The sequence below is a fragment of the Aurantimonas marianensis genome, assembly GCF_024195285.1.
Taxonomy (GTDB): domain Bacteria; phylum Pseudomonadota; class Alphaproteobacteria; order Rhizobiales; family Rhizobiaceae; genus Aurantimonas; species Aurantimonas marianensis.
In genome coordinates this window covers 16,597-27,085 of sequence record NZ_JALHBS010000008.1, presented here as the reverse complement: position 1 = coordinate 27,085, position 10,489 = coordinate 16,597, and the positions used below count along the sequence as shown (strand labels likewise).

At 65.0% G+C, this 10,489-nt stretch carries 10 protein-coding genes; 6 read left to right on the top strand and 4 right to left on the bottom strand.

Features of this window, described 5'->3' with window-relative positions; all coding sequences use genetic code 11:
• A partial coding sequence (locus MJ956_RS01620; protein ID WP_253962738.1) for a glycoside hydrolase family 65 protein occupies window positions 1–2,237 on the top strand: 2,237 nt, incomplete at its 5' end.
• Window positions 2,238–2,312: 75 nt separating this feature from the next.
• A complete protein-coding gene (locus MJ956_RS01615; RefSeq protein WP_253962737.1) occupies window positions 2,313–2,795 on the top strand; it encodes a DUF305 domain-containing protein in 483 nt (160 codons plus the stop codon).
• Window positions 2,796–2,982: 187 nt separating this feature from the next.
• Here MJ956_RS01615 and MJ956_RS01610 read toward each other — a convergent pair whose 3' ends face one another.
• From MJ956_RS01610 to hisS, 4 genes are all read right to left on the bottom strand, one after another.
• Entirely contained in the window at window positions 2,983–3,375 is a 393-nt protein-coding gene (locus MJ956_RS01610) for a c-type cytochrome (RefSeq protein ID WP_253962736.1), read from the bottom strand.
• Window positions 3,376–3,427: 52 nt separating this feature from the next.
• Window positions 3,428–3,967, bottom strand: coding sequence for a c-type cytochrome (locus MJ956_RS01605; RefSeq protein ID WP_253962735.1), 540 nt, complete (start codon window positions 3,965–3,967; stop codon window positions 3,428–3,430).
• A gap of 111 nt (window positions 3,968–4,078) precedes the next feature.
• Window positions 4,079–5,155 carry a beta-propeller fold lactonase family protein gene (locus tag MJ956_RS01600; RefSeq protein ID WP_253962734.1) on the bottom strand — a complete coding sequence of 359 codons (1,077 nt, stop codon included), beginning with the start codon at window positions 5,153–5,155 and terminating at the stop codon, window positions 4,079–4,081.
• Window positions 5,156–5,197: 42 nt separating this feature from the next.
• A complete protein-coding gene (gene hisS, locus MJ956_RS01595; RefSeq protein WP_253962733.1) occupies window positions 5,198–7,885 on the bottom strand; it encodes a histidine--tRNA ligase in 2,688 nt (895 codons plus the stop codon).
• Between the two features lie 1,000 nt (window positions 7,886–8,885).
• Here hisS and MJ956_RS01590 point away from each other — a divergent pair.
• Genes MJ956_RS01590 through MJ956_RS01575 form a run of 4 tightly spaced genes read left to right on the top strand, consistent with a single transcriptional unit; the run spans window position 8,886 to window position 10,488 of the window.
• Window positions 8,886–9,464: a hypothetical protein gene (locus MJ956_RS01590; RefSeq protein WP_253962732.1), complete on the top strand. Its 579-nt coding sequence runs from the start codon at window positions 8,886–8,888 to the stop codon at window positions 9,462–9,464.
• The gene (locus MJ956_RS01585) at window positions 9,454–9,732 is read left to right on the top strand and encodes a hypothetical protein (RefSeq protein WP_253962731.1); all 279 of its coding nucleotides are present in this window, start codon (window positions 9,454–9,456) and stop codon (window positions 9,730–9,732) included. Before MJ956_RS01590 ends, MJ956_RS01585 begins: the two co-directional genes overlap by 11 nt.
• The gene (locus MJ956_RS01580) at window positions 9,729–10,112 is read left to right on the top strand and encodes a DUF2019 domain-containing protein (protein ID WP_253962730.1); all 384 of its coding nucleotides are present in this window, start codon (window positions 9,729–9,731) and stop codon (window positions 10,110–10,112) included. The genes MJ956_RS01585 and MJ956_RS01580 overlap by 4 nt, the downstream gene beginning before the upstream one ends.
• Window positions 10,113–10,140: 28 nt before the next feature.
• Window positions 10,141–10,488 (top strand): DUF2019 domain-containing protein, encoded by a 348-nt coding sequence (locus MJ956_RS01575; protein ID WP_253962729.1) that lies wholly within the window; start codon window positions 10,141–10,143, stop codon window positions 10,486–10,488.
• The last annotated feature ends 1 nt before the right edge of the window (window position 10,489 follow it).

Below are 10,489 nucleotides of genomic sequence, written 5' to 3'. Positions count from 1 at the left end.
ACCTGCCGAACTGGCTTCGGCTGACCTTCCGGCCGGAGGGCGGCGACTGGCTCAACCTCTTGGCGGTCGAGATCCTGTCCTATCGCCAGGAGCTGGACCTGAAGCAGGGGGTGCTGAAGCGCGCGATGCGCCTGCGCGACCGGACGGGGCGGGAGACGACGCTGGAGAGCCGGCGGCTCGTGCATATCGGCGCGCCGCATCTGGCGGCCATCGAATGGACGCTCACGCCCGAGAATTGGTCGGGGCGGGTCGAGGTCCTCTCCGCCCTCGATGGTCGGCTGATCAACGCCGGGGTGCCGCGCTACCGCCAGCTCAACGGCAAGCACCTCGTCCCCCTGGCTTCGCGAGAGATCGGCGAGGACGGGGTCCTCCTTCTCGCCGAGACCAGCCAGTCGCATATCCGCATCGCCGAGGCCGCCCGCACCCGGGCCTATTGCAGGGACCAGCCACTGGAGATCGAGCGGCAGGTCCAGCAGGACGAGGGTTACATCGCCCATGCCCTGTCCTTCGCGGTTGCCGAAGGCAGCCCTGTCACGATCGAGAAGGTCGTCGCGCTCCACACCGCGCGTGACCGGGCGATCTCGAGCCCCGCGTTGGCCGCCGAGGAGACGCTGCGCGAGGCGGGGCGCTTCGGGACGCTTCTGGAGGATCACGCGCGCGCCTGGTCGCATCTGTGGCGGCGCTGCGACCTCGTGCTGGAAGGCCGGCATCGAACGCAGATGATCCTGCGGCTGCACGTCTTCCACCTGCTCCAGACCGTTTCGCCGCACAGCGTCGACCTCGATACCGGCGTGCCGGCGCGCGGCCTGCACGGCGAGGCCTATCGCGGGCACATCTTCTGGGACGAGCTGTTCATCTTCCCGTTCCTCAACCTGCGCATCCCCGAGATCACCCGCGCCCTGCTGCGCTACCGCCACCGCCGACTGCCGGCAGCGCGGCGGTTGGCTGCGGCGGCGGGCTATCGCGGCGCGATGTATCCCTGGCAGAGCGGCAGCGACGGGCGCGAGGAGGCGCAGGTGCTCCACCTCAACCCGAAATCCGGCCGCTGGCTGCCCGACAACACCCACCTGCAGCGGCACGTCAACGCCGCCATCGCCTACAATGTCTGGCGCCATTACGAGGCGACGGGCGATGCCGAGTTCCTGTCGGTCTACGGCGCCGAGATGCTGTTCGAGATCGCCCGCTTCTGGGCCAGCATCGCCACCTTCAATGCCGAGCGCGGCCGCTACGAGATCCGCGGCGTGATGGGGCCGGATGAGTTCCACGACCGCTACCCCTGGGCAGAGAGGCCCGGCCTCGACAACAACGCCTACACCAACGTCATGGCGACCTGGGTGCTGCTCCGCGCCCTGGACACGCGCGCACTGCTCGATCCCGAGCGGCGGGCCGAGCTCGACGAGACGCTCGGGCTCGCCGCCGACGAGGTCGCCGGCTGGGACGAGATCAGCCGCAAGATGTTCGTGCCGTTCCACGACGGGGTCGTCAGCCAGTTCGAGGGCTATGAGCGGCTGGAGGAGTTCGACTGGGAGGGCTATCGCGCAAAGTACGGCGACATCCATCGGCTCGACCGGCTGCTCGAAGCCGAGGGCGACACGGTCAACCGCTACAAGGCCTCCAAACAGGCGGATGCGCTGATGCTGTTCTATCTCTTCTCTGCCGAAGAACTGGGAGACCTTTTCGCCCGGCTCGAATACCCGTTCGAGGGGGAGCTGATCCCGCGCACCGTCGACTACTACCTGCGACGCACGTCGAACGGCTCGACGCTGAGCGGCATCGTCCATTCCTGGGTGCTGGCGCGCTCCGACCGAGCCGGCTCCTGGAAGCAGCTCAGGGCCGCGCTGGAGAGCGACATCGCCGACGTGCAGGGTGGGACGACGCCGGAAGGCATCCATCTCGGCGCCATGGCCGGCACCGTCGACCTCGTCCAGCGCGGCCAGACCGGACTCGAGATCCGCGACGACATGCTCCGCCTCAATCCCTGCCTGCCGGAGGAGCTGCGCGGCTTGCGCTTTCGTATCCGCCATCGCGGCCACTGGCTCGACATCGACATCGGCTGCGAGCGTCTGACCATCTCAGCCCCGGACGGTTGGGACGGGCCGAACCGCATCGTCATCCGCGACGAGTCCTATGGCTTTCATGCAGGCGAGCGCCTGGAAGTCCCCTGCCACCTCGAAGACGGCGGTTGGCGACCGGCCCCGCGCGCGGGCGACAAGAACGGAGGGGCCGAAGGCGGTTGATGTTCCAGTCCGTCCAGTGCGGCGCTGATCACATTATTGCAGATCATGCATCACCACGAACCAAGAGGTGTTTCAATGTCAAACTACATTCGTCTTTCATTGATGGTCGGCACATCCGTTATTCTGATGTTTGGAATAACATATTTGGAGAGTTTCCAGATCATTGATCATGCGTATTTTAGTGAAACACGCGTGTTCGTGGCATTGTTGATGGGCACCACCATGGTTGTGGTCATGATGCTCTACATGCTTGGGGTGTATACCAGCAAGGCGGCTAACATTTCAATATTTTTTGGCGCAGTTCTTGTCTTCGCAGGGTTGCTTTATCTGCTTCGCAGCCAGATTACGGTCGATGATGTCGACTATATGGAGGCGATGATCCCGCATCATTCGATCGCCATCTTGACAAGCGAACGGGCCCAGATCACCGATCCGCGGGTTCGCAAGCTGGCTGACGAGATTATCAAGGCGCAACGGCTCGAAATCGCCGAGATGAAGGCGTTGATCGCCGATCTCAAGGGCGGTCCCCAGGCTACGCCGGAAATCGACGGCAACTAAACCGGAACTGAGCGATAGCCGGCCGGGGCTGAACGGCGATTGTGGCGCCAACCGCACGACACGAACGGGCCCGCTTGGCCGGGAAGCGAGCTATCCGACCGCAAGCGGCGTGCTCCTCACATGCGATGCGGCCGGTATGCGATCCCATTGGCCAGTTGCAGCTCGCGTACATAGCGAACGATCGAAGCTATGTCCTCACCCGCTTACCTGCGGCTGCGCCGGCATGTTCCCAAAGGGCCAATGGTGCTGCGGCACCCCTCGTCTCGCGGCGGCGAGAAATGCGGCGTCTCCGTGGTGGCCGGGGGTTGTAGATGTCATGGACCAGGGGCGGCCCTTTGTCGGTTCCGGCGGGGTCGCGGCCGTGACACAGCGCACAGTTGGCGTCGAACGCCGTCTTGCCTGCGATGGCGATGGGCGAAAGCTTCGGCACGGTGATCTCGATTGTCGTGTCGGGTGACGAAGGCGCGAGGACTTTCCAACGACGAGAGTGAATCCGGCGACAGCAACCCCAGTGACCAGAACAGCCGGTAGATTTCGCAGAAGCTGCATCGTAGTTCTGGTTCAATTTCTTGTGGCGCATGGAATATTCGCCTTCGAATTCGGGAAGGTTCCAGGCGTCCCGGCCCTGGGGGTCACTCCCTCGGCTTGTCGGCGTCGTGGCCGCCTTCTTCGTCCTCGTGCGCCTCGCCCTCCTCCATGTGCTGCATGAGGTCCTTCATCCGGGCCGGAACGTCCGCCTCGGAGAACTTCGCCTGCTCCTCGGAATCATGGACGAAAGCGATAATGTCAGCGAGTTCATCGCCGGTGAACTCGATCTGTTCACCGAGTTCCTCGCGCTGGAGGTAGATCATCGCCTCCGCCCCGCGCCACATCCTCGCCGAGAACTCGAAAGGATTCATGGGACGGGGCATGGTTGCGGCGTCAAGCGGCGACGCGTCTTCTCCGCCGACGCCGTTGACCGCGTGGCAGACCACGCACCCCTTGCTGGCGAACAGCTTGCGTCCGCGCTCCGGGTCCATTGAAGGCATCATCAGCCCCGGGCCTACCATTTGCTGGCCCATTATCATAGAACCCGCGCGGTTCGGCGTCCCCTCGGCTTTGTCGTGCATCTCGGCCTGTGACGCGGACAACGACGCCTGAAAAGCCAGGGCGCCGACGAACAGGGTCAGCACGGAACGGATAAGAATGGACATGGGGTCACTCCTTTATGACTGTTCGCGGTTGGCGGATGGAAATAACCGGACGCAGCGTTCCGGATCGTGCGGCCTCAATCAGAGCCGTAATCATCCGCCGGTGCCCTGGACCATCTGATGCCCCTTACCGCCGATCTCGATCTCTCCGAGAACTTCAAGGTTCCGCTGGTCGATCACCCAGATCTTGGGCTGCTCGGCGCTGGAGATGTAGAGCTTGCCCGTCCCGCGCACGACAGCCAGGTGATAGGGGGCCGGAGCCAGGGAAGCGCTGCGCTCGGCACCGGTGCCGAGATCGACGGCGACCACCTTGTCGTCGCCGAGGGCGGCGACAAAGAGCGTTCGGCCGTCGTCGGACAGATCGATCCCGTGGAGGGTCGAGCCAATCGGAATCGTCTTCACGACCTTCCGGTCGCCGACGTCGAGGACGGAGATCGTGCCGTCCTCCACGTTGTTGACGTAGAGAGTGGCGCCGTCGTCGGCCAATACGACATGCTCGGGGCTGCTGCCGACCACGGCGTTCGACCGGACGATCCACCGCGTCGTGTCGACCTCGCTGACCGTGTCGTTGCCGGCATTGCTGACGAAGATCCGGTCACCGTTGGGGCCAAAGGTCGCGTAATTGGGCAGCGGTCCGGTCGCGACGGTAGCGACCAGCTCGTAAGATTCCAGGTCGATCGCGCTGATTGCGCCGTCATTGGGGTGGGTGACGACGGCGAACCGGCCGTCGGGGCTGACCGCTACGTGATGGACGGCACCGGGCACGTCGATGCGCCGGGCCACGGACCCGTCAGCGGTCTGGATCACCGAGACAGTGCTGACGCCAACGTCGGCTTTCGCATTGGCAGGCGCGGCGCCGTGGTGCGCGGCGTGCTCGTCTTCGGAGACGCCCGCCGGCTTCGCCACCGCTTCGCCTTTCGGCACGCGCGTCTCGAAGCTGCCTGCGATCAGGAACCGACCGTCAGGCGTTCCGGCGAGACCGTGAACGGCCGCGAGACCGCTTATCGTGTCGACGATCTCGTCCTTCGAGGCATCGATGGCGACGATTCTGTTCTCGCCACCGAGAGGTACATAGACGAGGGGCTCGGCCATGGCGGCTTGCGCTCCCAGCACCAGCGGCATCAGCAGCCCCGTCCACGCGGTCGTCCGAAGGATTGATATGGCTTTCATGGCTTTAGGTTCTCCATTTCGAGAGAGAATCGGTGACCTTCCCTAGATCTTGACCGAACGCAGGCGCAGCGCGTTGCCGACAACGGACACGGACGACAGGCTCATCGCCGCGGCCGCAAAGATCGGCGAGATCAGGATGCCGAAGAACGGGAACAGCACGCCCGCCGCCACCGGCACGCCAGCGGCGTTGTAGACCAGGGCAAAGAACAGGTTCTGCTTGATGTTGCGCATGGTCGCGCGCGCAAGCCGCCGCGCCCGGACGATGCCGCTGAGGTCGCCCTTCACCAAAGTGAATCCGGCGCTCTCGATCGCCACGTCGGCGCCGGTGCCCATGGCGATCCCGACATCGGCCTGCGCGAGCGCGGGCGCGTCGTTGACGCCGTCGCCCGCCATGGCGACCTTGCGGCCCTCGGCCTGCATCTCCTCGATTATGCGTGCCTTGTCTTCGGGCAGCACGTCGGCGCGGATCTCGTCGATGCCGAGGCGCGCCGCCACCGCCTTGGCTGTGCGCGCGTTGTCGCCGGTCGCCATAACGATGCGGAAGCCTTGTTCATGCAGCGCCTTCAGCGCAGCCGGAGTCGTCTCCTTGACCGGATCGGCGACCGACACGAGGCCGGCGATCTCCGAGCCGACGATGACGAACATCACCGTCTCGCCCTCGTCGCGCCGGGCATTCGCGGACTCCGAGAGCCCGCCGCCGTCGACGCCGCCGTCGGCGAGCAGCTTCGCGTTGCCGAGCGCCACCGGCTTGCCGTCGACGACGCCCTTCACCCCCTTGCCAGTGACCGCCTCGAATTCCTCGGCCTTGGCCAGGGAGATCCCGCGCTCCTCGGCTCCCGTGACGATCGCCTCGGCGAGCGGGTGCTCCGAGCCCCGTTCCAGGCTTGCCGCCAGGCGCAGCACCTCGTCCTCGTCATCGCCGCTTTCCGGAAGGACGGCGACGAGCTTCGGCTTGCCAACCGTCAGCGTGCCGGTCTTGTCGACGATCAGCGTATCGACCTTGGCGAAGCGCTCCAGCGCCTCGGCGTTCTTGATCAGTACGCCGGCCTGCGCGCCCCGGCCGGTCGCCGTCATGATCGACATCGGCGTGGCCAGGCCCAGCGCGCAGGGGCAGGCAATGATCAGGACTGCCACCGCCGATACCAGCGCGTAGGCGAGCGCCGGCGCCGGCCCCCAGATCGCCCAGACGAGGAAGGCGACGACCGCGATGGCGATCACGGCCGGCACGAACATGCCGGCCACCGAGTCGGCGAGCTTCTGGATCGGCGCGCGCGAGCGTTGCGCATTCGCCACCATCTCGACGATCTGGCTGAGCATGGTGTCGGCGCCGACGCGCTCGGCCTCGATGATCAGGCTGCCCGTACCGTTGATCGTGGCACCGGTCACCTTCTCGCCCTCGACCTTCTCGACCGGCACCGGCTCGCCCAAGGGCTTCCCCGCCGCGTCCTTCGGGTTCAACGCGTCGCGCAGCTGCGTCGCCATGGCCTGATAATCGGCCATGCGGTCGCGGTCCATGACCGTGACCACCACCGGGCCGGGGCGTTCCGAGACATCGAGACGGCCGAGATTCTTCAGCGCCGTCTGCAATCGCGAAACGCCGATGGAAAAACCGGTCGCCGGTACCGGCTGGCTCATGAAGCGCGAGACGAGGCCGTCATAGCGCCCGCCGCCGCCGACCGAGCCGAACTGGACTTTCTGGCCCTTGTCGTTGACGACGTCGAACAACAGCTCGGCCTCGAAAACCGGGCCGGTGTAGTATTCGAGGCCACGGACGACGGATGGGTCGATCACCGTCCGAAGTCCTTCCCCCATAGTGCCATAGCCATTAGCCACGAGAATCTGTGTTATCTGCGTCAGTTCATGCACGCCTTGAAGGCCGGTCGGGTTGCCTCCGATCAAACGCATTAGGCGATCGAGATATGCTCGCTGTTTGTCACCGCTGACATCTTCGTCAACAAATCCGATCTCGGGCTTCACAACGGACAAGACGATTTCGACCTGCGGAGCGTCTAAGCCCGCCCCCGGCGTGAAGTCGCCCTCGCCTTCCCTGCCGCCGTCCCATCGGCCGGTCCCCAGCAGCAGCCGGACACCCTCAACCCCGAACTTGTCGAGCTTGTCGATCGCCCGCAGCACCGTCAGGCGCCGGCCGGCATTCTCCTCGCCGCCGAGGCCGATCGCCTCCAGGACGCCGTCGAGCACTTTCCGGTTGTTGACCCGGATCACATACTGGCCGCGCGGAATCCCCAGCGCTTCCATGGTGTCGGCCATCATCATCGCCAGTTCGGCGTCGGCCGAGACGTTCGGCGCGCCGACGATGTCGGCGTCGAACTGCATGAACTGGCGAAAGCGCCCCGGCCCCGGCTTCTCGTTGCGGAAGACGTGCCCCGCCCGGTAGCTACGATAGGGTTTCGGCAGCGTCTCGTAATTCTCCGCGACATGGCGGGCGAGCGGCGCGGTGAGGTCGTAGCGAAGGCTCAGCCACTGCTCGTCGTCGTCCATGAGCGAGAACACGCCGGCATTCGGCCGGTCGGCATCGGGCAGGAATTTGCCGAGCGCGTCGGTATATTCGAACAGCGGCGTCTCGACCGGCTCGAAACCCCAGGTCTCGTAGACCCGCCGGATGGTGGCGAGCATCTCGGCCTCGGCGCGCAGATCGTCGGCGGTCCGATCGACGAAGCCACGCGGCACCCGCGCCTGGACCCGTGTCGGTTTTTTCTTCTTGTCAGCCATGATGACGCAGCGATCCGGATGGGTTCGACGGGCTGGAAAGCCCAGACTTGTGCGGGCGTTCCCGTAACCCGTGCGACGAAATTCGGCAAGGCGACGGGTTTGAGAGAAAGAGGGCGCGCGTCAGCGCCCGCGCCGCGTTCGCGGCCGGCGTGAGTATTTCCCCGACAGTGGCTTCGTCTCCTTTCGCTTCGTTGGCCTTGTTCGATTCATGCCGCCCTCACGAGCGGCGGGACGCCGGAGGCGAACCCTCCGACTGTTTTACGTCATACGGTCCGCCTCCGGCATCCCGCGCGGCGTTTATGCAACCCTTCGACACGGGCGCCCTTGCCTTGAGTGGGCTCCCATGCGCTGCCGGCTCTTCGGCCCTTGCGGGGCCTCAAGCGGACCGATCCGCAGACCCCTCATTAGTGGGGGACGGTCCGGCGGAGCAAAGGGTCGTCCGGGCCGGGCACTTCTCCGGAAGAAGCCCCGTCGCGGACACCGCCCGCTGGCCCCCGAACGATCCCGGTGATCATTCGCGCCCGTTTCGCGGGCCGGCGGTGAGGGGATTATGCGGGAGCGGAAAAGAGTGGGGAGAAATTTTTTTGTGACGACGCGGGTTTTTTGGAAGAGCGCATCCATCCGACCCTCGTCATCCCGGTCTTGAGCGCGAGATGCGCCCATGCCGCGACTTTTATTCCCTCCTGTCCGGCGACGGACTGGCGGCTCGTGCGGCTTGGCACGGATCCCGGCTCAAGGCCGGGATGACGACAATGTTGGACGGTTTCGCCAACCGCCAAGGCTGAGGATGAGGCACGGCACAGCGGCTCGGCGACTTCCCCCCTTCGACGGGCTCAGGAGCGCGAGAGGGAGTCCTGTCCTCAGCGGTTCGAGCATCTTGATGCCCCGAGCCGGGCAAAGAATGACCGCACGGGCCCCGGCATCCGCCTCTTCGCGTCGAACTTATCCCCGCCCTGCGGCGGTCCCTTAGCATCGGGACGGTCGGTGGCGAGGGATGGGCATGGGAAGACGAGAGGCCAGAGAGAACAGTGCGGCGGCGGACGTGCCGCTCAGCAGTTTGCGGGCCCGGATCGCCGGGCTGCGCGTCACCGTCGCGGCGCTGCGGCTGAATCCGCTGGCCTTCAAGGCCGGTTTCGATCCCGAGCAAGAACGCCACCCGAAGGGCAGCGGACGCGTCTCCGGCCGTTGGCGGCGCGAAGGTGGCGGCAGGCCTCTGCAAGTCGATATCCCCGGCCCCAGGAAGAAACCGGCGGCCGATGGATCGCCGAAGACGCCGCCGAAAAGCCCGCGGCTGAAACTGCCGAAACCCGGTATCGGCCACAATGGCGGCCCGCCGCTGGAGGACCCGCCGGAGTTGCCCAAGCGCGATCCGGGTACTTCGAAGGGGCGCACGGCCGTCGCCAAGCGGATGGCGCGCTGGCTCCTGACAGCGCTGAGCCGAGCGCCGGACCCCCAGAATCAGGTTAGTCGCGCAAGCCATCCAGGCGGTCGGCTGGCTGACGGGCGCCTTCGATCCCATCGAGACCTATCTCGACGAGCCGAAATCACTCGACAAACTGCGGCGCGCGGTGAAGGCTGAGAAAGGCAGGAAGGGGACCGACGTCCATCATATCGTCGAGAAGGAATCAGCCTATCAGGACGGATTCACGACACCTCAGATCGAGGGACCGGATAACCTTGTGCGCATTCCTCGCTACAAGTACCACGATATCAACGGGTGGTACCAGAGACGAAATCCTGATTTCGATGGAAAGTCGCCGCGCGATTATCTGCGCGGCAGAAGTTGGAACGAGCGGTTCGAAGTTGGCCTGGATGCGCTTTTTGAACAAGGAGTTCTGAAACCGTGACGCTTGTGTCGGAAAAGAATCTCGGCGGGATGGCAGTTGATGAGCTTCTGGCAGCCTACGTCGCTTTGTGTCTGCGGCAGTTCGATGCAAACGAGGTCGAGGATTCTCGCCGCTACAACGCGACATTTCCCATGATGATGGCGATCGAGACGGAACTTGAGAGCCGCGCAGGCGATCAAAGACGTGTGCTCATGGGGCTGTTCGATCATCCGAACATCCAGGTGCGACTCCAGGCTGCTCGTGCATGCCGCACAGTCGCACCCGCAGCGGCCACTAAGTTGTTGGGAGAAATCAGAGCTTCCCAACGTTTCCCACAAGCAGCGGACGCCGGCATGTGGCTTCGCGGCGCGCGGGGAGATGCGGCCAAGCAGAAGCACTGAAGCCATGACACGAGCGAAACGCGGCGAAATGACGATCGAACAGTTGGTCGCCCACTACTCCGAAATCGGGGTGGCGCAGGACAGGGCCCTGCTGGACAACCTCGTCGATCAATACAATCGGCTCTACGATGAGGCGCAGGCAGTTGAGGACGAACTGAAACGCCGCGAAGGCGACCAGCGCCGCGCGCTGCTTGCGCTCTATGGGCACCCCAATTGGCAGGTCCGTCTCAATGCGGCTCAGGCTACGCGACCGGTGGCTCCGCGGGCCGCACGCCGGATGATCGAGGAGATCGCAGACTCGCGGCACTTTCCGCAGGCAGGCCATGCCGGCATGGCGCTCTATGCTATGGACAGAGGTATCTACAAGCCGGAGTGAG